This window comes from Mycobacterium sp. 663a-19, assembly GCF_035616495.1.
Lineage (GTDB): Bacteria > Actinomycetota > Actinomycetes > Mycobacteriales > Mycobacteriaceae > Mycobacterium.
Genome location: NZ_JAPJAV010000004.1, coordinates 252,538 through 279,206, shown reverse-complemented (window position 1 = coordinate 279,206; position 26,669 = coordinate 252,538). Strand labels below are relative to the sequence as shown.

Annotated in this window: 14 protein-coding genes; 8 read left to right on the top strand and 6 right to left on the bottom strand. The window is 66.1% G+C overall.

Going from position 1 to position 26,669, the window contains the following annotated elements:
* From OQ968_RS09975 to OQ968_RS09965, 3 genes are all read right to left on the bottom strand, one after another.
* Positions 1 to 318: a hypothetical protein gene (locus OQ968_RS09975; RefSeq protein WP_324677187.1), complete on the bottom strand. Its 318-nt coding sequence runs from the start codon at positions 316 to 318 to the stop codon at positions 1 to 3.
* A gap of 150 nt (positions 319 to 468) precedes the next feature.
* Positions 469 to 1,782: an acyltransferase gene (locus tag OQ968_RS09970; RefSeq protein WP_324677185.1), complete on the bottom strand. Its 1,314-nt coding sequence runs from the start codon at positions 1,780 to 1,782 to the stop codon at positions 469 to 471.
* Between the two features lie 16 nt (positions 1,783 to 1,798).
* Positions 1,799 to 2,794, bottom strand: coding sequence for an Acg family FMN-binding oxidoreductase (locus OQ968_RS09965; RefSeq protein WP_324677183.1), 996 nt, complete (start codon positions 2,792 to 2,794; stop codon positions 1,799 to 1,801).
* Positions 2,795 to 2,900: 106 nt separating this feature from the next.
* On the opposite strand from OQ968_RS09965, the gene OQ968_RS09960 reads away from it, so the two are divergent.
* Positions 2,901 to 3,872, top strand: a complete 972-nt coding sequence (locus OQ968_RS09960; RefSeq protein WP_324677182.1) for an aldo/keto reductase — start codon at positions 2,901 to 2,903, stop codon at positions 3,870 to 3,872.
* 156 nt (positions 3,873 to 4,028) lie between these two features.
* Here the strand turns inward: OQ968_RS09960 and OQ968_RS09955 are convergent, their stop codons facing one another.
* Both OQ968_RS09955 and OQ968_RS09950 read right to left on the bottom strand, forming a co-directional pair.
* Positions 4,029 to 4,292: a hypothetical protein gene (locus tag OQ968_RS09955; protein WP_324677180.1), complete on the bottom strand. Its 264-nt coding sequence runs from the start codon at positions 4,290 to 4,292 to the stop codon at positions 4,029 to 4,031.
* Positions 4,283 to 4,747: a hypothetical protein gene (locus tag OQ968_RS09950; protein WP_324677178.1), complete on the bottom strand. Its 465-nt coding sequence runs from the start codon at positions 4,745 to 4,747 to the stop codon at positions 4,283 to 4,285. Before OQ968_RS09950 ends, OQ968_RS09955 begins: the two co-directional genes overlap by 10 nt.
* 172 nt (positions 4,748 to 4,919) lie before the next feature.
* Between OQ968_RS09950 and OQ968_RS09945 the strand changes: the two genes are divergently transcribed.
* Positions 4,920 to 18,107 (top strand): nuclear transport factor 2 family protein, encoded by a 13,188-nt coding sequence (locus OQ968_RS09945; protein ID WP_324677176.1) that lies wholly within the window; start codon positions 4,920 to 4,922, stop codon positions 18,105 to 18,107.
* Here OQ968_RS09945 and OQ968_RS09940 read toward each other — a convergent pair.
* On the bottom strand, positions 18,104 to 19,168 hold the full coding sequence (locus OQ968_RS09940) for a hypothetical protein (RefSeq protein WP_324677174.1): 1,065 nt from the start codon (positions 19,166 to 19,168) through the stop codon (positions 18,104 to 18,106). The genes OQ968_RS09945 and OQ968_RS09940 overlap by 4 nt on opposite strands.
* 180 nt (positions 19,169 to 19,348) lie before the next feature.
* On the opposite strand from OQ968_RS09940, the gene OQ968_RS09935 reads away from it, so the two are divergent.
* From OQ968_RS09935 to OQ968_RS09910, 6 genes are all read left to right on the top strand, one after another.
* Positions 19,349 to 19,714, top strand: coding sequence for a DUF1801 domain-containing protein (locus OQ968_RS09935; RefSeq protein ID WP_324677412.1), 366 nt, complete (start codon positions 19,349 to 19,351; stop codon positions 19,712 to 19,714).
* 109 nt (positions 19,715 to 19,823) lie between these two features.
* Positions 19,824 to 21,071 carry an acyl-CoA dehydrogenase family protein gene (locus OQ968_RS09930; protein ID WP_324677172.1) on the top strand — a complete coding sequence of 416 codons (1,248 nt, stop codon included), beginning with the start codon at positions 19,824 to 19,826 and terminating at the stop codon, positions 21,069 to 21,071.
* Entirely contained in the window at positions 21,068 to 21,934 is an 867-nt protein-coding gene (locus OQ968_RS09925) for a hypothetical protein (protein ID WP_324677170.1), read from the top strand. The genes OQ968_RS09930 and OQ968_RS09925 overlap by 4 nt, the downstream gene beginning before the upstream one ends.
* A 24-nt stretch (positions 21,935 to 21,958) precedes the next feature.
* A complete protein-coding gene (locus OQ968_RS09920) occupies positions 21,959 to 23,146 on the top strand; it encodes a cation:proton antiporter (RefSeq protein WP_324677169.1) in 1,188 nt (395 codons plus the stop codon).
* A gap of 46 nt (positions 23,147 to 23,192) precedes the next feature.
* On the top strand, positions 23,193 to 25,544 hold the full coding sequence (locus tag OQ968_RS09915; RefSeq protein ID WP_324677167.1) for a heavy metal translocating P-type ATPase: 2,352 nt from the start codon (positions 23,193 to 23,195) through the stop codon (positions 25,542 to 25,544).
* 124 nt (positions 25,545 to 25,668) lie between these two features.
* Positions 25,669 to 26,652 carry an Acg family FMN-binding oxidoreductase gene (locus tag OQ968_RS09910; protein ID WP_324677165.1) on the top strand — a complete coding sequence of 328 codons (984 nt, stop codon included), beginning with the start codon at positions 25,669 to 25,671 and terminating at the stop codon, positions 26,650 to 26,652.
* Positions 26,653 to 26,669 lie beyond the last annotated feature (17 nt).

Genomic DNA, 26,669 nt, shown 5'->3' with positions numbered 1-26,669 from the left:
TCAGCTCGCCGTTCGGCGGCGATCGGCCGCGGGAGCGTCCGGTGCGGTTACGACGTACATGTTGGAACCGGGTGCCGACTTGATTTCGCCCGCGGTGTACACGGTCATGAGTTCTCCGCCATCGCTGTCGGCGATGCACACGTATGTGTCGGTCTCAGCGTCGTACTCGAAGCTGTCCCAGGCCAATACGAACGCCAAGCAGTTGCCGTCGTGGTCCGCGACGACGAGCTTGTGCACACCCGACTTCTTCAACAGCTCGGCATCCCGCAGCTGCTGAGGGGCGTGGTTGTTGTTGTGGACCGTTAGGGCGTTTGACATCGGTGTACTCCCTTAGCGAGGTGTTGGCCCGGGCGCTTGAGTGACCCCGAACCTAGTGACCGATCTTCCTCCCAAGTACCGCCCGCGACCAGGGCATTACGGCCTCTCATGGAATGGTCGTAAGTCGCTGCGCAAGGACTCGGCGAAGGGTCAGCCGACGTTGCTGGGACGAAGCGCCACCAGGCCCACCCCGGCCGCGAAGAGCAGGGCGGTCAGCCAGGGCAGATGCCCGTCCGGCGCAAAGCCCGCGTAGGAGAAAAAGTGCAGGCCAGCGGCGGCCATGGCGGCACCGGCCAGCATGAGCGGCTCGCCCCACCGATCGGGCTCGCCCCACCGACTGGGAAGCGGTGTCCCGAACGTCGGAAGCGGGGCGGCGAGCAGGCGGCGGCCCCACCACAGCAGCACCAGCTCGACCGCCGTCACGAGGCTGAGGATGGCCACCCATTCCAGCCGCGCCAGCCACCAGGCCGCCGTGCCTTCGGTGGGCTGCGGCAGCAGCCCGGCCGGATAGCCCACGACCGCCACGATCACCACGGGGATCATGTGCCACAGGTAGAGCGCCATCACGTTGTTGTTGGCGATCGACAGCACCCGCCGCACCGGGCCGGCGCGCAGGGCGCGGTTGAGCGCGGGCGCAAGCGCCATCGCTATGCCGGTCTGTGCACCGCCGAATGCCAGCAGCGCCACCGTGGGCGGCGTCGTGTTGTCGACGGTCTGCCCGGGGACGCCGATCATGCTCACCGGGTACAGCTTCAGCGAAATCAGCAGCGCCAGCGCGACGGCCGACCCGGCCGCGAGCAGCGCGGCCCTGCGGGCGGTCAATTGCCCGGCGCGCCAAGTGATCCCGAGCTGGTAGAACGTTCCCCAGGCCAGCAGATAGTTCAGCCAGCCCAGGTACGGCACATGAGCGCCGATCGAGATGGCGTCCACCGCCATGACCGCGACGGCGAGCGCCGCCGGCGCCATGAGTCCCCAACGACGTTGCGCGGCAATGGCAATCGGCGTCAGCGAAACCACGACCAGGTACACGGCCAGAAACCACAAATGCATGGCCACCGCCCAGCCCGCGTATTCCAGGACGGAAGCGGCGACGTGGTTTGCGTGCGCCGCGACCACCACCGCCGACACGAGCGCGGCGTACACCGCCGTCGGGCCCAGAACGCGGGCGAGCCGATGCCGCAGCCAGACCGGGCGGGGCAGGCCGTCGGTGTCGTGCCGATGCGTCCACGACACCGCACCGGCGTAGCCGGCCGCCAGGAAGAACGTCGGGACCGCCTGGAAAGGCCAGGTCAGCCACTGCGTCCACGGCAGGTCGACGAGCGGGTTCTGCCGTCCGAACTGTCCGTCGTGATAGGTCACCGACCCGGCCAGCCAGTGCCCGAACACAATCAGGACGACGCCGGAGACCCGGTAGAAATCCACCGCCAGATTGCGGGCCGGGCGCGTGCTGGTTGCGTGGTCCATCAGATCGCGGGGAAGCTCAAGCGTCGGAAAACGTCAGAACCTCGTGAACTGGCCGCCGCGGCGTCATGTGCGGCGCCTCGCCGAGCGCGGGGGCGTCGCCGACCCGGATCAGCACTTGCTGCATGGCTTCCCGCCCGGTCAGGGAGCCGATCAGGTTGCGGCTGGACCATAGCTCCGTGAGATGGGTCAGCGGGCATGTCGCCAACCCGGCCACCGTGCACTCCAACAACACCGCGGACAACGCTTCGCCACAGCGCAGGGCCGCGTCGCGGGTGTCCTCGTCGGTCGACAGAACGAGCACTTTGGACTCGTCTTGCCCGATGTAGGCACGCCGCAGGTCGTGTGGGCCGGCCGGGAATCGACGTGCGACGTCGACCTCACCGCTTTCGGCCGCCGACGGCAGCGAGCTACCCGGGATTCCCTCGACAGATTCGAAATGATTTGTCCACCAGTCCAATTCGGTATGATAAGAGGAATCGTACTCGCGCAGCGATTCGGTAAGCTGTGACGCCCTGGCCAGTTCGGGGCGCAGCTCGTCGGCTAGCACGTCGAGGTGAACGGTCCCTGCGTCGACCGCGTCGACGGCGTTGCGCAGCACAGGCTCCAACGACTCCCAATTGCTCGGTGCGAGGAAGGGAAGCCGATCCGTGTGGCGCTGCAGGATCGCGTCGGCGCGGCGACGGTCGTCCTCGGTAACCACGCTCATCGGGCTGAAGCCCAGTGAGGCGAGATGATCGCGGTCATTCGGGTCGGGAAACCTGTCCGTGCCGGCAGCCCACCCGGCCGCCGCCATCGCGACCCGGAGGTGATCGAGCGCGGCGCCGCAGCTGATGAGGGCCTCCCGCCCCGACTTGTCGGTGGAATAGAGAATCCGGGCGTGGTCGAGGTACAGGTGCAGCCTGGAGCGTTCGGCGACCCACCGCCAGGGCTGGCTGTTGTGCAACGACGGGGCCCGGCACGCCAACTCCACCGCGGCCTTGAGTACGTTGGTGTCCACCAACGTGTCGGGCATGGTCAACCTCCGGTTCCTGTCTAAGTCAACCCTGGAACACACCGGCGCACCGCGCCAGGGTCATTGGTCCCCGGGTCGGTCAGACACTAAACATAGGAGACGCGCCATGAAACAGGCCCACCTCGCCGCTCTACAGGTCGGACGCCTCGGACTCGGCGCGATGGGCATGTCCGTGGCCTACGCCGGCGCGGGCAGCGACGATGCCGAGTCCATCCGCACGATTCATCGCGCCATCGACCTCGGGGTCACGCTGATCGACACCGCCGAGGTCTACGGCCCGTACGTCAACGAAGAACTCGTCGCACGCGCGCTACGCGGCCGGCGGGACCGGGTCGTGCTGGCCACCAAGTTCGGCCTGATCTCCCACACGGGCCGCGACGGGCTGGACAGCAGCCCCGCCAATATCCGCATCGCCGTGGACGGTTCCCTGCGGCGGCTGGGGACCGACCACATCGACCTGTACTACCAACACCGCCTCGATCGCGGCACGCCGATCGAAGACACGGTCGGGGCGCTGGCCGAGCTGGTGGCCGTCGGAAAGGTCCGGCACATCGGGCTTTCCGAAGTCGGTGTGAACACCATCCGCCGCGCCCACGCGGTGCATCCCATCACCGCGGTGCAATCCGAATACTCGCTATGGACCCGCGACCCCGAAGAGGCAGTGCTCGACGTGCTGCGCGAACTGGGCATCGGGTTCGTCGCCTACTCGCCGCTGGGCCGCGGCTTCCTCACCGGCGCGATCCGCTCCACCGAGGAGCTGCCCGACGGCGACTACCGCAAGACCAACCCCCGTTTCTTCGACGAGAACTTCCAGCACAACCTCGAGAGCGCCGACGAGCTGCGGGACATCAGCGCCGACGTCGGCGCCACCCCGGCCCAGGTCGCGCTGGCCTGGCTGCTGGCCAGAGGCCCCGACATCGTTCCCATCCCCGGAACCAAACGCGTCGCCCGCCTCGAGGAAAACGTCGGCGCCGACACCCTGGAGCTGACTCCCGATCAACTGGCCAGGCTGGACCGGATCACCCCCGCCGTCGGGGGCCACCACGCGGCAGCGCAGATGGGCTGGATCGACCGCTAAGAGTTGACCCGTAGTTGAGTCATGCAGCGCCAATCAGCTTGGCGGCTGGTTGTTTTCGGCTGGTTCCGCGGCGTCCAGGGTTTTGGCGTGGCCTGTTCGGGGGTGGGCTGGCGGGTAGTATTCAGCTCGCAGGGTTTGCCTTGGTCTTAGCACAGGTTAGACGGGAATGCGTTCGAGATTGTACGCGGCAAACCTGTAGAAATTCGGGCTCATGCCTTCTCTGTTGATGAACTCTTCAACCATCTGACGGACATCGGTGGGGAGTGCGACCTTTTCAGCTACGAAAGTTGCAAGCGACTCCAAGATCGCCTGGTCCCACACATTCTGGCTGATGTAGTGATCCACCATCGGATTCGCGACAGGCAAGGCCTTTCGAAGGACCCCGCTGAGGTCTTCGGCTGCCTGCAAAGTCACCGCCACGAATCGAGTGTACGAGTGAGATCTTCGAGCTTCAACGGAACAGGAATGGGTCTGCCTCGGCGATCATTGCGATTCACACCGCTTCCGCTGTATGGATAGGCAGTCGCGACTACCCATTCGCGACCAAGGTTATGGACGGGAACTGCCAGGATCACGCCGTCGTGCAGACCGCGGAAGACGACACCGTTCTTGCTTGGCGTGATGTTGCGGTTGGGGTCATCACCCCACAACACCGATTCGATCGCCTCGCGAACTTTGTCTTCGTCCCACCCGACCGGAAATTCACTCTGACCAGGTATTCCAGTGCCAGCCCTGTGTCCGCCGGCGACCCCCTCGGCGCCGTCGAGTGCATAGGCCAGGGTTTCCTTGTCGATTGCTGCGATGTCGCAGGGACGTAGCGGAGCCGGCTGGCCGTCATCCATGTCGCGGTAGCGGTCATCGGGCGATCCAGCCACCGGTGGGATATTACGTGGCGGTTTGGGCCCCTCGCCGTTACGTGATCCGGATGCCGGCAGGACCGTCGCAACAACCGTGGCAATCGTCGGCCCGGGATTGCGCCTTTACTCGATCTTGACCGCGTGTTGAAACCGCCCACCGACGATGATTTACGTGGCTACGCTTTTGTCGGTGGAGCTGGGGGTATTGGGACCTCTCCAGGTCCGACAGGACGGGACGCCCGTCGTGATTCCGGGCGCGAAGCCGCGCGCCATCCTCACGATGCTCGGGTTGCACGGTGGTGCGGTGGTGTCCGCCGATGCGCTCGTGGAGCTGATCTGGGGAAACGACCCGCCGCGAACTGCCGACAAGGCCCTGCAGACCCACATTTCCGCGCTTCGACGCGCCTTGGGCGACGGTTTCGTGTTGACGCAGGGATCTGGCTGGACCGCTAACACGACCGAGATTGATGCGTCGCGCTACAAAGCGGCCGCCAAGAAGGCGCGTGACGCCGCGGCCGCCGGCGACACCAGCCAAGCGGTGGCCCACTTCGAAGAGGCGCTGACGCTCTGGCGCGGCGTACCGGAACTGCCCGACACCCAGCGGGGGACATCCGAGAAGACACGCTGGATCGAAGGGCACGCCGCGCTGGTGGAGGATCGGGCCGATGCGCTGCTCGCGGCGGGTCGCGCCACGGAGATCATCGGCGAGTTGGAGGCCGCTGTGGCCGAGGCGCCGCTGCGCGAAAGGCGTTGGGGTCAGTTGATGCTCGCGCTCTATCGCGCCGGCAGGCAGGGTGACGCCCTGAGCGCTTATCAACGGGCGCGGTCGATGCTGGCCAACGAGCTGGGTGTCGACCCCGGGCCTAACCTTCGGCGGCTGGAGGCAGCGATTGTCTCGCAAGACGCATCGCTGGACGCCCCTGTGGCACAACAGATGTCGGCGGTGACGCGCTCCGTGACGTTCTTGCTCACCGACATCGAGGGGTCGACGGCCGCCTGGGAAGCCGACTACAAGGCCATGGCTGTGGCTCTCGCCCGCCATGACGAACTCGTCGAGCAGGTCGTCACGGCACGTGGAGGAAAACTGATCAAGACGCGCGGCGAGGGTGATGCGACGTTCTCGGTCTTCGAGCGGCCGTCGGTGGCTGCCGCTGCGGCCATCGAGCTGCAGGACGCGATCACTCGGGAGCCGTGGGCGCTGGCCGAGCCCTTGCGCATTCGCATCGCGCTGCACACCGGCGAGGTCGAGCTTCGCGACGGCGATTACTTCGGCCGGGCGGTCAACCGTGCCGCGCGCCTGCGGTCGCTGGCCACGGGGGGCCAGATCCTGTGCTCGGGTGTGACCGCTGAGCTCGCCATCGACTCACTGTCCGATGATGTCGTCCTCGTCGACCTCGGGACGCGCCAGCTCAAGAACCTAGCGCGCCCAGAGCACGTTTTCGAGCTCCGTTCGGAAAACGGTGACGCCGTTCCAGAGGTCGAAACGGTCGACATGCCTCTGCAGCGTCCTGCCCTTCCGTCGGTATTCACCGGCCCTGGCCCGTTCGTCGGACGAGGCGACGAGCTGGGGCGACTCCTATCCGCATGGAATAGCGCACTCGACGGAGGCGTGCGTGCGGTGCTGATCGCAGGTGAACCGGGTGTCGGCAAGACGCGCCTGGCCGGGGAATGGTCGCGGCAGGCCTACGAGCAGGGTGGCGTCGTGTTGTACGGCCGTTGCGACGAGGACCTCGGTGCGCCGTACCAGCCGTTTGCGGAAGCGCTACGTGCGCTCGTGCCCTGCCTCGGTACCGACCGACTGCGGAGGCTGCGCGGCGTCGAAGCGTTGCTTCCGCTGATTCCCGGGCTGACCGATGTCGTGCCCGATGTGGCAGCGCCGCCCCATGCCGACCCGGACACCGAACGCTACGCGCTGTTCGACGCCGTCGTCGCGCTGCTCGAAGTCGCCTCGGCGAGCGCGCCCATCGTGCTGATACTCGACGACCTGCACTGGGCGGCCAAGCCCACACTGCTGTTGTTGCGGCATCTGTTGCGCTTCGGCGAGAACGGCCGCGTGCAGATCGTCGGCACGTACCGCAGCACCGACCTCGACCGCTCGCATCCACTGGCGGCGATGCTCGCCGACCTTCATCGCAGTGCCGACTCCGGCACTCGTCTGCAACTCAGCGGACTCGACGAAGACGCCGTGACCGCGTACGTGGCCGAGGCCGGCTACGACGACGAAGAACTCGCGCGCGCACTGGCCTCGGTGACGGGCGGCAACCCGTTCTTCCTCATCGAGGCCCTCCGTCATGTCGACGAAAGCGGCGGTGTATGGAATCCGAGCACCCTGCCACAGGGCGTGAGAGAAGCCGTGAGCCGCAGGCTTTCTCGGCTTCCGAGCGCAACCAACAAGGCCCTTGCCGCCGCCGCGGTGGTCGGCAGCCGGTTCTCGATCGAACTCGTCGAGCGTGTGGTGGAGGAAGACCTGGTCGACGCGTTCGACGAAGCGTGCAAGGCCGGCATCATCATCGAGGAGCCCGGCGGGTACTACCGGTTCAACCACGCACTAATCCGGCAGTCTCTGCTGACCGAGCTGCCGTCGGTGCGCCGCATGCGGTTGCACCAGCGCATTGCCGCCACGCTGGAGACCCAGCCTGGCGCCGACGACGAGCGGCTGGCGGAGCTGGCGCACCACTATTTCGAGTGTGCGTGGGCGGGCAACGCGGCCAAGGCCGTTGAATACTGCCGGCGCGCCGCGGACCAGGCGATGGCGCGACTCGCGTACGAAGGTGCTGCCGATCTCTACGACCGAGCCCTGCATGCGCTCGAGGAACTCGACGACGAACTGCCCGACCGCGACGACCAGATCGTTGAGCTACTGGTCGCCCGTTGCGAAGCGCTGCTGGCCGCGGGCGACGTGGCATCGGCGGCGGGCGCGGTTTCGCAACTGCAAGAGGCGGCGCATGATTCGGCTCGTCTCGCGGCATGGGCGACGTGCTTCGACGGCGAGCTCTCGATGCTGACGCACCCAGAGCGCTTGGACGAGATCGAGGCGGCCGTAGGCGCGGCGGCCAGCAAGCTGGCCGAATTAGATGACGCCGCGGGCGAGGCGAAGGCCCACACCGTGCGGGCCCAGTGCCTGGGGCGCCTCGGACGAGTCGCCGACTGCGAGACCGCGCTGGACGACGCCTTGACGGCCGCTCGGCGCGCGCGTGAGCACCGGCGGGTGAACGCGGTTTTGGCGAGCGCGCCACTTGCGGCGCTGTGGGGGCCGAATCCTGTTCCGCGCGCGGGCGGCCGGTGCCTTGACGTGGTGCGGCTGCTGCGGATCACGACGGACTCGCCGGCGGTGGAGGCCACGTCGACGCGGTGCCAGGCCGTGTTGGAGGCTTTCCGGGGCCGCGCGGAGGCGGCGCGGCGGATGATCGACTCGGCACGTCGCACGGTCACCGAGCTCGGCTTGCGCCACGCAATGCTCGAGGTCGAACAGTTCGCCGGCATAGTCGAGTTGGTTGTCGACGATCCCGGCGCTGCCGAGCCGCATTTGCGTAAGGCGTACAACGGTTTTCGTCGCATGGGTATCGATGCCGACACCGCGGAGACGGCCGCGTTGCTGGGACGCGTGTGCCTTGCGCTCGGGCGGGATGCTGAGGCTGACGAATTGTGTGCGGAGAGTGAGCGACTCGCGGGGCACGCCCTGGCTCCTTCGATTGCTTGGCGCATGCTTCGGGCCCAGCTGCTGGCGCGCCGCAACGATCACAAGGAGGCCCGGCGGATCGCCGAAGCCGCGGTGACCCTGGCCGAGCGCACCGACGCGCTGGTCCATCACGGTGACGCGTGTCTGGCACTGGCGACGGTGTTGGATGCCGCCGGCGACACCGCAGGGTCGCGAGCCGCCGCGGAGCGGGCGGCCGACCTCTACGAGCAAAAAGGCGCCGCGGCACTTGCGGAAAAGGCGCGCCAGCTGCTCGACGAGCGCGAACCCCGGCCCGTTCCGACTCCCGCTGCGTCGCCGACTGAGGAGCTCGACAACGCGTGCGTCCGAGTACTCCGCCAGATGGAGGCTGCCTTCGACCGCGAGGCCTGGGGCGAGATCAACGATATGTTCGCGTCCAATGTTTCCGTCGAAAGTCGCCGCATGATTGTCGGATTCGCGCAGGAGGATGTTTCACCGGCCGACTGGCCACGGGTTGCAAGACATCTCCGCGAACGTTGGGCGTGGCAACGAAACGCAGTTATTGCGATTCGCGGCGAGCGCCTGGCTCTCACTCGAATCGAGCTCGGCACCGACGATGCCAGCCCTGGGGCGCCGCGCGAGGAGATGCTGCAATTACATGGCATCGACACCGAAGGCCGGGTCGCGCTACAGATCTTCTTCGACATAGACGACATGGACAGCGCCATTGCCGAACTCGACGCATCACAGGCCCGGTTGGAGGAGGAGCAGCCGCCAGAGCCGCAATTGGAAAACGAATGTGCGCGGGTGATCCGGCGTGGGGAGGCTGCGATCGATCGCCAGACATGGGACGAATTCGAGCAGTTGTTTGCACCCGAGGGTTTCATCGAGAGTCGGCGCAAGATCACCGGCGGCTTCACCCGGGACGACTATTCGTCTAGCGAAGCGAGGCGCCTAGCCAAGAATGGCGCACTGCGAATTCGGAACCCGGTTATCGCCGTCCGAGGCGAGCGCCTGGCCCTCGCCCGACTTGAAATCAGCACTGCCGATGTGAGCCCAGGAGCACCGCGCGACGAAATGCTCGCTCTATATGCCCTGGACGAAGACGGGCGAATCGCGCGGCAGATCATCTTCGATACCGATGACATGGGCCCCGCGATGGCTGAACTCGAGACGACGCACGCCAGATTCGAGGCAGAGCAACCAACCGTTCGCCGCCTGGCAAACAAGGCAAGCCAAGCGTACGAGCTCATGCGAGCATGCTTTACCAGCCGCGACTGGGACAGAATCGCCCAGATACTGGCCGACGACATCGTTAGTGAGGACCGCCGTCGGACCGTGAATATCGGATTCCGACAGGGCCGGGATGCTGCAATCGCCGACCTGCGAGTGAACATCGACCTCGGTGTCAGAGATCTCACAGCCACCGTCATCGCGACCCGCGGAGACCACCTTGCGCTCATGCGTCTCCGCGCAGGACACGCCCAGGAGCCCGAAGCATTCCATGCCGAGGTGCTCAACATCATCGAGACCGATGCCGATGACCGGATCAATGCAAGCGTGACGTTCGATCTCGAAGACATCGACGTAGCCTTCGAGGAGCTCGACGCCCGATACCTCGCCGGCGAAGCGGCCGCCCACGCGCACACGTGGTCGGTCGTCGGACGTGCCTATGACGCGTTCAACAGACGCGAGCCCCCCGCGACCACGCCGGATTGGGTGAACATCGACCGCCGTCGCGGAGCAGCTTTCGCGCCCGGCGACACGATCGCGTATATCCAAGCGGCGTGGGAAGACTCGCCTGACACCAAGATCTACATTGCGGCGGTGCATCAGCTCAGCAACATCGGAGCTGTTGTCACTCATATGATGCATGGGACTGCGCAAGAGGGCTTCGACGCCGAGTGGCAGGACATCAACCTCGTGACCATCGAGGGCGATCTGATCAACCACTGCGAGATCTTCGATGAGGCAGACCTCGACGCCGCGCTCGCGAGGTTCGATGAGCTCAGCCAGCCGGCACCGCGGCTGGAAAACGCGGCAAGCCAGGTGGCCGACCGGTTCCTCGCACAATTCGCGGCATGCGATTGGGACGCGATTGCGGAGCTTTTGACCGACGACTTCTCGAATGACGACCGTCGTCGGGTAGTGGGGGCGAGTATGCAACACGGCCGCGATGCCACAATCGATGATCTGCGGGCGATCGCGGACCTCTGGAGCACCACAGTGTCCTCGACCGTCATTGCGACCCGCGGCGAGCGTCTCGCCCTAATGCGCTTTGGCTTCTCCGATAGTCAGGGATCCGAAGCGTTCATCAGTGACATATTCGGTGTCGCGCAGATCACCGCCGATGAACGCGTCGCGGCGTTCGTGGCGTTCGACGCCGACGATTTCGACGCAGCCGTCGCCGAGCTCGACGCTCGGTACGTCGCGGGCGAAGCGGCCGCCTATGCGGAGACTTGGTCGGTGATCACGCGGGCGTACGGTGCAGTCAACCGGCTTGAGCCACCGCCGATCACACAGGACTGGGTGAACATCGATCATCGAGGTGAGACAGCGTTCGGGCCCGATGAGCTGATCGCATACCTTCGCGCCGATCGGGAAGCCGACCAAGTCACCCATACATATGTCGAGTCGGTCCATCGACTGAACAACCGCGGAGCGGTCATCACGTACGCGGCGAATGAGACCTCGCGAGAGGGTTTCGACGCCGAGTGGCGGGGCGTCGCCGTTCTGATCGTCGAAGGTGAAATGGTCAACCGCACAGAAGTATTCGACGAGACGAACCTCGAGGTCGCGCTTGCGAGATTCAACGAGCTCAACCGGCCGGCAGCCCAACTGGAAAGCGCGGCAAGCGAACTGATAGATCGTTTCGTCGCATACTTCTCGGCCCGCGACTGGGACGCCTTGGCGCAGTTATTCGCCGAGGACTATTACCACGACGACCGTCGCCGAGTAGTGAACGCCGGACTCCGAGAAGGTCGAGACGCCGCGATCGAAGACCTGCGGCTTGCTGCCGATGTCGGCTTTTCGACGAACGTGACATTGAGAGTCATCGCGACCCGAGGCGACCACCTCGTTCTCACGCGCTCGTCCACGTCAGGCCGCGAAACCGAGGCGATTCAAGTCGAGGCCCTTCAGGTCATCGAGCACGCCGACGGACGAGTCACATCGGCAATTTGGTTCGATCCCGAAGATCTCGACGCCGCGTTCGCAGAACTCGACGCCCGATATCTCGCGGGCGAAGCGGCCGCCCACTCCCATTCGTGGACGATGGTCACGAACGGTATAGCCGCAATCAACCGGCACGAGGTACCGCCGATCACGCCGGACTGCCTGAACGTCGACCACCGGCGGGGTAGGTCGATGGCGCCCGGCGATCTGGTCCCGTATGCCCGTGCCGCGTGGGACCTCACGCCGGACCTCAGCGTCTATGTCGAGGCCGTGCATCGCCTGAAGAACTTCGGAGCTGTCGTCACCGTTGCCGTCCATGGCACCTCGCAGGAGGGATTCGATGCCGAGTGGCGCGAGATCCATCTTCTGATGTTCGACGGCGACATGGCAAGCAGGGGCGAGTTTTTCGACGAGGAAGACCTCGACGCCGCGATCGAGAGGTTCGAACAACTTCGGCTGCGGGCACGGCAATTGGAAAGCGCGGCAAGCGAACTCGTAGACCGCATCGCCGCGTACTACGCGGCACGCGACTGGGACGCCTTGAAAGACCTATTCGCCGAGGATTATTACTGCGACGATCGTCGACGGGTAGTGAACGCCGGAGTTAGACAAGGTCAAGAAGCCGCGATCGAAGACCTGCGGGTCGTCGCCGACCTCGGGTTGTCGACGAATGTCGCGGTGACCATCATTGCGACCCGGGGCCACCACCTCGTTCTCACGCGCTGGTACGCCTCGGGCCGCGAAACCGACGCTGTTCAAGCTGATGTCCTGCAGGTCGTCGAGTACGCCGATGAACGAATCACATCGGCCGTCCTGTTCGATCCCGAAGATCTCGACGCCGCGTTTGCGGAGCTCGACGCCCGATATCTTGCAGGCGAAGCGGCGCCGCATGCGCACACGTGGTCAGTCATCGAGGGTGCCTTCGCCGCAGTGAACAAGCATGAATTCCCCAAGTTCACGCCGGACTGGGTGAACGTGGATCACCGGCGAGCGATAGCGTTCGCGCCGGGTGAAGGGGCCGCATTCCTTCACGCCACGTTGGGCGACGGGCCTGACATCAGGGTCTATGCCGAGGCTGTGCACCGGCTAAGCGACCTCGGGACGGTCGTCACTATGGCGGCGCATAGCACTTCACAACAGGGTTTCGTTGCCGAGTGGCGCGTGATCGACATGTTGACGGTCGACGGCGACGCGATTAATCGTGGCGAGCTATTCGACGCGGCAGACCTTGACACCGCGCTTGAGAAATTTGACGAGCTCGACCGGCGGGCACCGCGGTTGAAAAACGCGGCAAGCCAAGCGACCGATCGCTTTCTCGAGCGATTCGCCGCCCGCGACTGGGACGCCATGGCGGAGCTAATAGCCGACGACATCAGCAGCGACGATCGTCGTCGCGGGATAACTGCTGACCTCCAAATCGGCCGCGATCTCTTCATCCGAAACTACCGGGCAGCAGCCGATCTCGGCGTCACACAGACGTCGAACGTTATTGCTACCCGTGGCGATTGCCTTGTCCTCAATCGCGCCCGGTTTAGGCGCAGCGATGGAGAACCCGAAGAGTTCGGCCTTGATCTCATTCACGTCATCGCGACCAATGCCGACAACCGGCTTGCCGCCGCAGTCACGTTCGATATCGAAGACATCGACGCCGCGTTCGAGGAACTCGAAGCGCGATACCTCGTCGGCGAAGCCGCTGCTTACTCGCAGACGTGGTCGGCTGTCGCTGGGGGATATGCGGCGGTTAACCGGCGTGAGCTGCCGCCGACCACGGCGGATCTCGTGAATATCGACCATCGGCGAGGAGCGAGCGCGTTCGCGCCCGGAGATCTGGTCGAATACGTCCACGCCATATGGGATGACTCGCCTAACAGCAGGGCCTACATCGAGTCTGTGCAGCGGCTGACCGACGTCGGGGCGGTATTCACTCACGTGGGAACCGGGACGTCACAAGATGGCTTCGACGCCGAGTGGCGGTTAATCGCCGTGGGGACAGTCGATGGCAATCTGATCAACCGCTGCGAGTTTTTCGACGAGGCAGACCTCGACGCCGCACTTGCGCGCTTCGACGAACTCACTTCTCAGAAACGACGGCTGGAGAACGCGGCAAGCCGAGCGGACGAGAAGTTCTGGAGGGATTTTGCCGCCCGCAACTGGGATGCGATAGCGGAGATAGTGGCCGACGAGGTCCGCGCGAACGATCGTCGTCGGGTCGTGAATGCCGGCCTCCGACAAGGCCGAGATGCCCTGATCGCCGAACTTTCGGCACTCGCCGGGGTCGGGATCACAAACGTGATCTCAGACGTCATCGCGACCCGGGGCGGGCGCGTAGTCCTCAGTCGCGTCCGTTTGTCGGACCGCCGCGATCAAGAGTCAGAGAGGTTTCTCGCTGAGGTGCTCGCCGTCGTCGAGATCGACGCTGGCGGACGGATCGTGGGACGCGTCGTGTTCGACATCGACGACATCGACGCGGCATTTGAGGAGCTCGACGCTCGATACCTCGCAGGCGAAGCAGCCGCCCACGCGCACGCGTGGTTGCTCGTCGCGGGCGTCTACGTGGCGCTCAACCGGCAAGAGATCCCAGCCACGACCGCCGACCATGTGAGCATCGACCACCGCCGAGTGACGACATTCCCGTCCGGCGATATCAAGGCCTACACCGGCGCCGCCTTCACTCAGATTCCGAACCTTAGTTTCCGCATCGAGGCGGTGCATCAGTTGAGTGACCTCGGGGCGGTGGTGACTCATGCGTGGCGCGGCACCTCGCAGGAGGGCTTCGAGGCGGAGGGCAGCGAAATCCACTTGATGACAATCGAAGGCAACCTGTTCAACCGCAGCGAGATCTTCGATGAGGCAGACCTCGACGCCGCGCTTGCGAAGTTCGACGAGCTCGATCGGCGGGCACCGCGATTGGAAAATGCGGCAAGTCGGGCATACGAGCGCTTCTGGAGGTGCTTCGCGCGCCGCGATTGGGCGGGCATGGCGGAGACGTGCGTCGAGGACATTGTTTCCGAGGATCGCCGCCGGGTGGTGACCGCCGGGACTAGACAAGGCCGAAATGTCATCGTCGCCGACATGAAGGTCGTCGCCGAGGTCGGGACCGCCGACAACGTAACGTCGATCGCGGTTGCGACCCGCGGGGATCGCCTCACCCTCAATCGGGTTCACTCCCCGGCGCTCCAAACCGAGTTGCTCAATATGGTCGAGGTCGACGCTGACGGACGGATCACGACGGTCGTCGTGTTCGACTCCGACGACATCGACGCCGCCTTTGAGGAACTCGACGCTCGGTACCTCGCGGGCGAAGCAGCCGCCCACGCGCATATGTGGTCACTCGTTACGGCTGGGTACGAAGCACTCAACCGTCACGATCAGCTCGTGACGGCACCCGACGACTACGTCATCGTCGACCACAGGCTGCGTACGACGATCGACGTTGCCGATCTCACGGCATATCTCCGCGCGTCGTGGGACCTCACCCCGGACCTCCGCATGTACATCGAGGCGGTGCATCGGCTGAGCGACTCTGTAGCGGTCGTCACGCATACGGCATATGGCAAGTCGCGGGAGGGCTTGGATGTCGAGTGGCGGATGATCAACCTCGTTGCAAGTGACGGCGACCTAATCAATCGTTGCGAACTGTTCAATGAGGCGGACCTCGATGCCGCACTCGCGACATTTGAGGAATTGCAGACTCTAGCATCTCGGCTCGGAAATATTGCGAGCCAGGTGAACGACCGCTTCGACGCATGTTTCGCCTCCCGCGACTGGGACGCGATGGCACAGATGCTGGCTGACGAGGTTTGCATCGACGATCGCCGACGGGTCGTGAACGCCGGAACCCGCCATGGCCGGGATGCCGAGATTGCGGTCATGCGAGCGATCGCGGACGTAGGAACCGAAAACATAAAGTCTGTCGTCGTAGCAACCCGCGGTCAGCGGCTCGCTCTCCTCCGTACCCGCTTCACAGGCAGCGACCGACGGCCTGAGGCCTTCCACTTGCACATGCTCGATATCATCGAGATCGACTCGGAGCAAAGGATTCTTGCACGCATCGCATTCGACCTTGACAACATCGACGGTGCTTTCGCAGAACTGAACGCCCGATACCTCGCCGGCGAAGCTGCCGCCCACGCGCATACTTGGTCGGTCATCGTGCGGGCCTACTCGTCGCTCAACCGACGCGAACTACCCGCGACGACACCCGACTGGACGAGCATTGACCATCGGCGTTTTGCCACGCTTGAAGATGGTGCGTTTACCGCGAACATCCGTGCCTGGTGGGATCTCACGTCGGAAGCTCGAATCGACGTCGAGGCTGTGCATCGGCTGAGCCATTTGGGCGCAGTCATCAGCCAGGCGCCGTATATGACGTGGCAGGAAGGCGCTCAAGCGGAGTCGCGTGAGGTCTGCATGTTGATGGTCGACGGCGATCGGATCAGCCGTTGCGAGCTCTTCGACGAGGCAGACCTTGACGCCGCCCTTGCCCGCTTTGACGAGCTGCAGACACAAACCCCAAGGCTGGAAAACCCGGCAAGCCAAGTGGACCAACAATTTTGGGGCTGCATCGCGACCAGTGACTGGGACGCAACCGCGGAGCTTATAGCCAATGACATTTACATCGAGGACCGCCGAAAGACGGTGAACGCCGGAATCCGGCACGGTCGGAATGCCTATATCGCGGACCTGCGAACGATCGCCGAGTTTTCGCAGGACACGACGTCGGCCGTCGTCGCGACCCGCGGGAGCCGCCTGGCCCTCACCCGTATCCGCACCTCAAATCGCAACCTTGAGTTCGCCGCCGAACTGCTCTGCGTCGTCGAGATCGACGCCGACGACCGGATGGTCGCGCGGATCGGATTCGACCTCGACGACATCGACGCTGCTTTCGAGGAGCTCGAATCTCGGTATCTCGCCGGAGAAGCGGCAGCCCACGCGCGCATATGGTCACTCCTGGCGCAAACCTATACCGCATTCAACCGGCACGTGGTAAGCGCGACGACGCCGGACTGGATAAGCATCGACCACCGCCGGGGGATAGGTTTCGCACCCGGCGACATGATCAGTTACATCCACGCGGCGTGGGACGTTGCCCCTGATGCCAAGGTCTTCATCGAGACAGCGCCTCGACTCAGCGCTCTTGGAGCGGTCGTCATTATCGCGGGATACGGGACCTCGCAAGAAGGATTCGACGCCGAATGGCGGGAGATCCACCTTATGACGTTCGACGGCGACCTGATCAATCGCTGTGAGGTGTTCGACGACACGGATATCGAGGCAGCGCTCGCCAGGTTTGACGAACTGCAGCCACAGGTGCCACGGTTGGAAAACGCGAATGTCCGGGTGGGCGAGCGTTTGGCCGCGGGCTTCCTGGCCCGCGATTGGGAAGCCATGGCGGAATCACTGGTCGACGATTTCATGTTCGATGATCGTCGACGAACGGTGAACGTCGGCATCCGACGTGGCGGAGATGCCTACATGGAAGACCTGCGGGCGGTCGCCGCCCTCGGGTTCACGAACATGACGTGGGAAGTGATTGCGACCCGCGGCGAACGCCTTTCGTTGAGCCGCGGCCGCTACTCGGGCCGCGACGACGCGTTCGAAGTCGAAGTCCTCCATATCCTCGAGACCGACGCCAACAGCAGGTGCGCGGCGGTGGTTGTATTCGACCTCGATGACATCGATGCTGCCTTCGAGGAACTCGATGCCCGATACCTCGCGGGTGAAGCGGCGCCGCACTCACATACGTGGCGAGTAATCGCGGACGCTTGCACGGCATTCAACCGCCGCGAGATGTTCCCGACGACGCCGGACTGGGTCAGCATCGATCACCGGCCCGCGGTAGGTTTCGCGCCCGGCGACATGAGCGCATACATTGGCGCCACGTGGGACGTCGCGCCGGACGTCAAGAATCGCCTCGAGGTTGTGCATCGTCTGAGCGACCTCGGAGCGGTCGTCACGCACGCGACCAAGGGGACGTCGAATGACGGTGTTGTCGCTGAGTGGCGGGAAATCGGACTCCTAACTGTCGAAGGCGATTTGATCGATCGGATTGAGACCTTCGACGAGGCAGACCTCGCTGCGGCACTGGCACGATTCGACGAGCTCGATCGGCCGGCACCGCACCTCGAGAACGCCGCGACTCGGGCTCGTGCGCGTGTAGTCGACGCGCTGAATCGCCGTGATGTGGACGGCCTTCTGGCTCTCGCTACGGCCGACGGGGGCTATGACGATCGCCGAAGAATCCTGCGTGACGAGGGAATTGCCCGCCCGGAATTCGTCCGCGCGCTGTTCGAGGCGACAAGGGGAATGAAATTGGAATCAGAGCCCGTCGCCGTCAGAGGATCTCGCCTCGCGCTGACCCGTGACACGTACCGCGACATCGAGGATGCCAGCCTACCCGTTACCGCCGAACACTTGACGCTCACGGAAATCAGCGGCGATGACTTGGTTCGCAGCACTGTGATTTTCGACCCCGACGACATCGACGCCGCATTCGAGGAACTCGAGACCCGGTATGTCGCCGGGGAAGCGGCGGCCCACGGCTAAGCCTCGGTCGGGGCAGCGTGGGCAGCGACGACAAGGTCGAGTGCGCTCAAAATTCCCTGGTTGGCGGCACAGACTGTGGGGATCGCGTTAACCACGCGGGCGGCTGTCGCGGCCGAACCGGGTAGCTCGCCGCCGTTGAGGGCGAAGTCGACCTGAACGGGTGGATTGCCGTCGACCGTGATCCGGGTGAGCCGCCGCGTGTCGCTGCCCGCAGCAATAGCGGGCGGCCAGTCTTCCAACGCTTCGTCAGGCATCGACCAGATCGATGAAAAGTGCAGGCGCGCTTGGCCGTCGACCACGCCTTCGAATCGCATTCGTACGCTGGCGATCGTGCCGGCGGGAATTTCCCCTGCGTCAAAGCTGTAGTGACGATCGGCGAGCGCAACGTCTCGATGCTCATGGACTGCGTCAAGAGTCAAGCCCAGCCCTTGGGCGAGGAGTCGAAGCGGCGGAGTGACGGTGCCAATCATTGCCCCGGGCGGATACGTCTGGGCGTCTTGCTCGGGAGTTCGACCGAACCCCAGCATCGCGAAGAAGCCCGGCACTCTATAGGCACCGCACGGGATGCGTTCTTCGATAGATACCCGTGTGGGCAGCTCACTCATGCTCGCCGCATGCACGGCAAGGATGTCGGTGGTGAAACCCGGCGCAATGCCCGTGGCGAACAATGAGCTGTTGCCTCGGCGGCATGCGGCGTCCAGCTTTTCCCGTGATGCGACATCGAGCGATGGAGGATGAAACAGCGGGTGATATGACGGTGTGACGACGTTCTTTCCGCTCGCCAGGATCGCGCACAATTGGTCAACGACTTCGTTGGCATCGCGTCCGGATACTGCCGCGAAGTACGTGACGCAGTCGGCGTCAACCGCAAGGAAATCCTCGACGCTGTCAGTGGCCATCACCCCGACGGCAGACTCGTCGGCCAGCTCGCCGGAGTCGCGGCCTACCTTGTCGGCGCTGTGCACCAGGTGGCCGACCAACTCCAAACTCGGCGACCGCAGGATATGCCGAAGGGCAATGGATCCGGTGTAACCGGTGCCGACATGCGCTACCCGATACATTCGTCCCATATCAAGACCGCTCCTAGCTGACGGTGCGCGGACCAAGTTACGGTACGCCGCGGCCCACCCACTTCACACGAGATCGACATGGCGGCGAGGGCGATGGCCGCCGAGGGTCGCTGGGCGGACGTGGTAGAGAATTCCTGGAGCCAACCAGAAGCAACCGAAAGGCACGAGAACATGGCGGAAACGCCCTCGCAACTGATCGATGCCCGAATCAAGGAGCTGGGTGACTGGCGCGGCGAAACACTCGCCCGCATCAGGAAATTGATCAAGCAGGCCGATCCCGACGTGGTCGAGGAGTGGAAGTGGAGGGGCGTGCCTACCTGGTATGACGACGGGATGATCTGCACCGGCGAGACCTACAAGGACGTCGTGAAGGTCACCTTCGCCAAGGGCGCCTCGCTGGACGATCCCTCCGGCCTCTTCAACTCCAGCCTCGGCGGCAACACCCGACGTGCCATCGACTTCCGCGAGGGCGACGAGATCGACGATAAGGCGTTCACGGCGCTCATTCGTGCCGCCGTGGAGCTGAACAAGTCCTGACAGCCGCCCTGTACAGCACTTCACGAGGTGCTGTACAGTCGCTCAGCACGAGCGAACCACCCAGCAGGAGGCCGTCGGCGATGACGCGGGGACGAAATCGGCGCCGCCGGTGATCGCCGAGTCCGTCAAAGAATTCCGGAGCCGGGCCAGGGCCTGGCTGGCCGAAAACATGCCGCGACTCGACCCGGTCAAGGCGGCGCTGCTCGAGCGCGACGCAGAGTCGTCCTGGCAGCGCGCCCGTGAGCTGCAAAAGACCTTGTACGACGGCGGATTCGCCGGAATCTGCTTTCCCCGCGAGTACGGCGGGCTCGGACTGGGCTACGAGTACAAGAAGGCGTTCGACGCCGAGTCGGCGGCGTATGAGACCCCGATCCTGCTCAACGTGCCGTCGTTCGCCATCTGCTGCGCGACGATCCTCGACATGGGCAGCGAGGAACAGAAACGCACCCACATCCGAGCGGCGCTGCGTGGCGACGAGGTCCTCGTGCAGCTGCTGTCGGAACCCAGCGGCGGCTCGGACCTGGCCAGCGTCATCACCCGCGCCGAGCGCCGGAACGGGCGATGGGTCATCAACGGCGCCAAGACGTGGAGCACCTGGGCGTTCGCCGCCGACTACGGCCTGTGCCTGGCCCGGACCGACTGGGAGGCGCCCAAACACGACGGGCTGACGATGTTCCTCGTCCCGCTTCGGCATCCCGGGATAACCATCAACCGCATCCGGCAGGTGAACGGATCGGTCGAATTCTGCGAGGAGTTTCTCGACGACGTCGACGTCGGCGACGACGCCGTCGTCGGGGAACCGGGCAAGGGCTGGGAGGTGGCCTCGCGGCAGCTCTACCACGAGCGCCGCACCATGGGCGACGGTTCGGAGTACACCAGCGGACCGGGAATCGCTGCGGCCGAAGACGTTTCGATCGACCTGATGAACCTGGTCGACAGGACCAACCAAGCAGACAACGAACGGGTCCGGGAGATGGTCGGCCGGGCCCTGGTCCACCGGGCGGTGCAGGGGCAACTCAGCGAGCATGTGTACCACGCCGTGGCGAATGGATCCCTGCCCCCCGCCGCGGGATCGATCATCCGGCTGTACATGGCCGAGGCCCACAATGTCGAGACCGACACCGCCTACGCGATCGCGGGCTCGTCGGCCGTGGTCGAGGATGACGCGCAGCTGCTCGACATCGGCACGCGCTACCTGGGCCGCCAGATCGCCAGCATCGGCGGCGGCACCACCGAAATGGCGCGCAACGTGATCGGCGAGCGGGTCCTGAACTTTCCGCGCGAGTACGCCGCCGACCGCGGCGTGCCCTTCAAACAGGTGCGGCGGAACAAGGCCGCGGAAGGCGAACGACCTTGAACGACCATCTTCGCGACATCCGAGAGTTGATGAACGACGCCGACGCGTACCGCGACGAGCTGTACCGCCGCTGGACCGGCCTGCTCAGCTACCGCTACATCGGCCGCAACCACTCGTCGATGAACCTGGGCGAGACCGACGACACCGTCACGATCCGCCGCGACATGCGCAACGAGGCCGGCGGCATCATGGTTGCGCCGCTTGCCATTTCGTCACCCGAGGGCTGTCAGACCGACATGGTCGCGGTGCCCAACCCCGTCATCGCGTCGGTCCAGATCGTCGACCCCGGCTACGACGTCACCAGGATCGAGATCGTCGGGTCCGGCATCGTGCACCAGGGCCGCACCATGGGCTACGGGCGGTGCAAGATCGTCGACGCCGACAACCCCGAGCGGGTGATCGCCTTCAACGAGGGGCAGGGCGCGATCATCGGCACCCCGCCGGAAGGCCTGGACAAGATGGACGTCTCGGGCACCGAGCTGGTCATCGAGGACTCGCCCGACCTCCCGCCGCTGTGGCAGGCATTCGGCGCCGCCAAGCGCGACGACGGCCACTGGGTGCTGCCGGCGCTGAGCGCCGAACTCGCGTCACCCGATGCGGCCCTGCACATCGGGCCCCAGCACGTCGTCCTCGAGACCGCGGCGACCGACCTCGCCGCAGACATCGCCGGAACGCGGAAGGTGCAGGTCATCAGCTGGCACGTGATGTTCATGTCGCGCGGCAAGGTGGGCCCCTTCCGGGTGCAGGGCACCGCCCACGCCGGTGCGCCCGGGCGCGTCGGTGTGCGCATGCTGCTGCACGACGAGGGAAACGGCGACAAGGCCATCACCTCCGCGGCGGCGGTGTTCGACGTCGTGGGCTGACCCGACACCGGGTACTGTCCGGGCATGCAGGGGTTCGGCTTCGGCACGCTGGCGATGCTGACCGCGGTGGGTTTTGCCGGCCCGCTGCTGGCGTCGTTGCCGCGCTTGCGAATTCCGGTCGTCATCGGTGAGCTCGTCGCCGGCCTGATCCTGGGCAGGACCGGTTTCGGCGTGGTCAATCCCGCCAATCCGACGCTTCAGCTGTTCGCGAATATCGGCTTCGCGCTGGTGATGTTCGTGGTGGGCACCCACGTTCCGATGCGGGGCCGCGAGATGCGCTCCGCGGTGCCGCTGGCGCTTACCCGGGCGCTGCTCGCCGGTGTCGTCGCGGTAGCCCTCGGTATCGCGCTGGCGGCGGAGTTCGGCACGGGGCACGCGGCACTGTATGCGGTTCTGATGGCGTCGTCGTCGGCGGCGCTGGCGTTACCGGTGATCGGTGCACTGAAGTTGCGCGGGCCGCACGTGCTGTCGGTGACCACGCAGATCGCCATCGCGGACGCCGCATGTATCGTGTTGCTGCCGTTGGTGATCGACTTCCGCCGGACACCGACGGCGGCGTTGACGGCGCTGGTGATCGCGGGCGCCGCGATGCTGTTCTTTGTCCTCCTGCGCGCCGCCGACCGCAAGGGGTGGCGCAAGCGCCTGCACCGCTATTCCGAGAAACACCGGCTCGCGCTGGAATTGCGCACCAACCTGCTCGTCCTGTTCGCGCTGGCGGCGCTGGCCGTCAACTCGCACGTGTCGATCATGTTGGCCGGCTTCGCGGTGGGCCTGGTGATCGCGGCGGTCGGCGCACCGCGACGGCTGGCGCGTCAGCTTTTCGGCATGACCGAGGGCTTCTTCAGCCCGCTGTTCTTCGTGTGGCTGGGCGCTTCGCTGCAGGTGCGCGAGCTCGGCTCGCACCCGAAGCTCATCCTGCTCGGGGTGGGTCTGGGGGTGGGGGCGGTCCTGGCGCATTGCGCGGGCAGGCTGCTCGGTCAGCCGCTCACGTTCGCGGTGCTGTCGGCCGCCCAGCTCGGCGTGCCGGTGGCCGCGGCCACCATCGGGACCGAGGAACACCTGCTCGCCGCGGGCGAAGCGTCGGCGCTGATGTTCGGCGCCCTGCTGACGATCGCCTCCACCTCGATCGCCGGCGCGCTGGCGGCACGGGGCCGGACCGCCGCGACCGCCGCGACGGCAGACAAACCCGCCGCCACCGACCGGCCCGGGTAGCGTGGCGGCTGATCGACCGAAACGGGCGTGGCCGAAGGGGCTTTTCATGGTGGGCGGTACCGCCGGGCGCTGGATCACGCGGGCGCGGCCGCTGGTCGAACCGGCCTTGCTGGTGGGCACGCTGGGCGCCCTGGCGGCCGGCGGGATCGCGTGGCTGGGCGGTCGGCGCGACGTTGCCGACGGCTGCTGGATCGCCGGCACGGCCCTCGCGATCGCGCCGGCGTCGGTGTGGGTCGTTTCGGCGTTGCGCAGGCGGCGCGGCGGTGTCGACCTCATCGCGGTCCTGTCGCTGATCGGCACCCTGCTGGTCGGTGAGCACCTGGCCGGCGCGCTGATCGCAGTGATGCTGGCGGGTGGCCGTGCGCTGGACGCGGCGGCCGAGCGCCGCGCGTCCCGCGACCTGCGGGCCCTGCTCGAGCGCGCGCCACGGTTCGCGCGGCGACGGGTCGGTGCGCAGGTCAGCGTGATTCCGCTGGCCGATGTGGCCGTCGGCGACCTGCTGGTGGTCGGCCCCGGTGAGGTGGTGCCGGTGGACGGGCGGGTCACCGACGTCGTGGCGGTGCTGGACGAGTCCGCGCTCACCGGGGAGCCGCTGCAGGTCGAACGCGGCGTCGGCGAACCGATCCGAAGCGGTGTGGTCAACGCCGGCAGCGCTTTTGAACTGCGCGCCACCGCGACCGCGGACCAGAGCACGTATGCGGGCATCGTGCAATTGGCCCAGCAGGCCGGCGCGGAAAACGCGCCGATCGTGCGGTTGGCCGACCGTTACGCGGCCTGGTTTCTGCCGCTGGCGCTGCTGCTCGCCGCCACCGCGTGGTTGGCCAGCGGATCGGCGGTCCGAGCCGTCGCGGTACTGGTTGTGGCGACACCATGCCCGCTGCTGCTGGCCGCGCCGGTGGCGATCGTCTCGGGCCTGTCCAGGGCATCGCGCGCGGGCGTGGTGATCCGCGGTGGTGGCGCGTTGGAAAACCTCGGCCACGCAACGACTTTGGTGATGGACAAGACCGGAACCATGACGATGGGACGGCCGGTGGTCGTCGACGTGATCGCCGCCGCGGGCGGCGACGCGAGTTCGATACTGCGGCTGGCCGCTTCGGCGGACCAGCTTTCGCCGCACGTGCTGGCCGAGGCCATCGTGACCGAGGCGCTGCGCCGCGGCCAGGAGCTGTCGCTGCCCACCGACGTCGAAGAACAGCCGGGCCGTGGCGTCGCCGCGACCGTCGACGGCCGCCGGATCACGGTGGGCAAACTGCCGCCGGACGCGGAGAGCAACGCGTGGATGCGAACGGTGCTCAATCGCGCCCGCCTCGACAGCGCGGCCATCGCCTGGGTCTGCGTCGACGGCGAACCCGCGGGCGCGGTGTTGCTGCGAGACCCGTTGCGCCGCCAGGCACCCCGCACCGTGCGGCGGTTGCGCGAGGCCGGGCTGAATCGGTTGATCATGCTCACCGGGGATCGACCCGAGCCGACTCGCGAGATCGCCACGATCCTGGGGCTGGACGAGGTGTACGCCGAGCAGACGCCGGCCGACAAGTTCGCCGCGGTGCGCGCCGAAAGCGAACGCGCGGTGACGGTGATGGTGGGCGACGGCGTCAACGACGCTCCGGCGTTGGCCGCGGCCACGGTCGGTGTGGCGATGGGCGCCCGCGGCGCCACCGCATCGTCCGAGGCCGCCGACGTCGTGCTGACCACCGATCGCATCGACCGGCTCGCCGACGCGATGGACGTCGCCCGCTGGTCTCGGCGCATCGCCGTGCAGAGCGCGGTCATCGGCATGGCCCTGTCCCTGATGGCCATGGTGATCGCCACGCTGGGGTGGTTGCCGCCGGCCCCGGGCGCGCTGCTGCAGGAGGGCATCGACGTCGCGGTGATCCTCAATGCGTTGCGGGCATTGCGGGGCAACCCGACGACCGAGGCGCCGTTGGCCGCCGACACCGAACGGATGCTGCACCGCTTCGCCGCCGAACACGAGGAGCTGCGCGACACCCTCGGGCTGCTGCGCGACAGCGCGGATCGGCTCGCCGCCGGCCCGGGCACCGCGGGATTGGAATCGCTGACCGCCGCGCATGCCCTGCTGGTCGACCGGATCCTGCCCCATGAACAGGCCGAGGAGAGCCTGCTCTACCCGGCGCTGGCCCGCCCGCTCGGCAGCGAGGCCACCGCGACGATGAGCCGGACGCACGCCGAGATTCAGCGTCTTTCCGATCGCATCGGCACGCATCTGGCCCTCGCGCAGGCCGCCGGGGCGATCCAGCCCGACCAGGTCGACGACTTGCTCGCCTGCCTCTACGGTCTCTACGCGCTCCTGCGGCTGCACTTCGTCCAGGAAGAAGAGAGCTATTTCGTTCTAGCGGCGGACGATAGCGAATCCGCCCAGACACACCACCCGGCAACCTGAACCGTTTGCCGGCACCCCGCCCGTGGCACAAAGTCCCTCCGGAGTGGGGACGTGATGCCCTCGCGCGGTCCCCGTGATCGGCCGATCGTGGACACCAGGACGCGATACGGAAGGAACCACTGCCATGAATGCGCGCTTTCCCGATGCGGGCACGATCCAGACGGTGCTGGCGCTGGCGTCTCGAGCTCCCTCCGTCCACAACACGCAACCATGGCGGTGGCTGGTGGGGGAGGAGAGCCTGCATCTTTACGCCGACGCGAGCCGGCAACTGCCCAACACCGATCCCGACGGCCGGGATCTGATCCTGAGTTGTGGTGCCGCGCTGAACCACCTCGTCGTTGCGGCCGCGGCCGTCGGGTGGCAGGCGAAGGTGGCCCGCCTGCCGAATCCGGCAGACCCCGAACACCTCGCCGCGATCGAATTGTCCCGCTCCACACCCGATCCCGTCGACATCGCGCTCGCCGCGGCGATACCACGGCGCCGAACCGACCGTCGCCACTACAGTTCCTGGCCGGTGCCGGTGGGTGACATCGCACTGATGGCCGCGCGGGCCGCCCGCAACGGGGTGACGCTGTGCCAGGTCGAGGACACCGACAAGCTGCACGAGATCGTGGCGCAGTCCGTCGTGGATCACATGACCCAGGATTATCTCGCCGAGCTCTCGGCGTGGAGCGGGCGCTACGCCTCGGTGGCCGGTGTTCCGGCCCGCAACACCCCGGTGGCCGACCCGACCGCGAAGATTCCGGGACGGCTGTTTTCCGGCCCGGTGCTTTCGATGCCGTCGGGATCATCGGCCGCCGACGACAACGCCGTGGTCCTTGCGCTCGGAACCCGCAGCGACGATCGGCTGGCCCGGCTGCGCGCCGGGGAGGCCACCAGCCTGGTGCTGCTGACCGCGACGTCGACGGGGTTGGCCAGCTGCCCGGTCACCGAACCGCTCGAGGTGGCCGAGACGCGAGAGGCGGTGCGCTCCGAGATCTTCGGCAACGGCCACTATCCCCAGATGCTGCTCCGGGTGGGCTGGGCGCCGATCAATGCGGACCCGCTGCCGTCGACACCGCGGCGCGAGCTCTCCGACATCGTCGATTGGATGGCCGACAGCGAGTAGACCCGGCTGGTGGGGGC

Excerpts from the sequence above, each read along its gene's own strand:
- OQ968_RS09975 (WP_324677187.1), bottom strand. The coding sequence starts at position 318 with ATGTCAAACGCCCTAACGGTCCACAACAACAACCACGCCCCTCAGCAG.
- OQ968_RS09970 (WP_324677185.1), bottom strand. The coding sequence starts at position 1,782 with ATGGACCACGCAACCAGCACGCGCCCGGCCCGCAATCTGGCGGTGGAT.
- OQ968_RS09965 (WP_324677183.1), bottom strand. The coding sequence starts at position 2,794 with ATGCCCGACACGTTGGTGGACACCAACGTACTCAAGGCCGCGGTGGAG.
- OQ968_RS09960 (WP_324677182.1), top strand. The coding sequence starts at position 2,901 with ATGAAACAGGCCCACCTCGCCGCTCTACAGGTCGGACGCCTCGGACTC.
- OQ968_RS09940 (WP_324677174.1), bottom strand. The coding sequence starts at position 19,168 with ATGTATCGGGTAGCGCATGTCGGCACCGGTTACACCGGATCCATTGCC.
- OQ968_RS09935 (WP_324677412.1), top strand. The coding sequence starts at position 19,349 with ATGGCGGAAACGCCCTCGCAACTGATCGATGCCCGAATCAAGGAGCTG.
- OQ968_RS09920 (WP_324677169.1), top strand. The coding sequence starts at position 21,959 with ATGCAGGGGTTCGGCTTCGGCACGCTGGCGATGCTGACCGCGGTGGGT.
- OQ968_RS09915 (WP_324677167.1), top strand. The coding sequence starts at position 23,193 with ATGGTGGGCGGTACCGCCGGGCGCTGGATCACGCGGGCGCGGCCGCTG.
- OQ968_RS09910 (WP_324677165.1), top strand. The coding sequence starts at position 25,669 with ATGAATGCGCGCTTTCCCGATGCGGGCACGATCCAGACGGTGCTGGCG.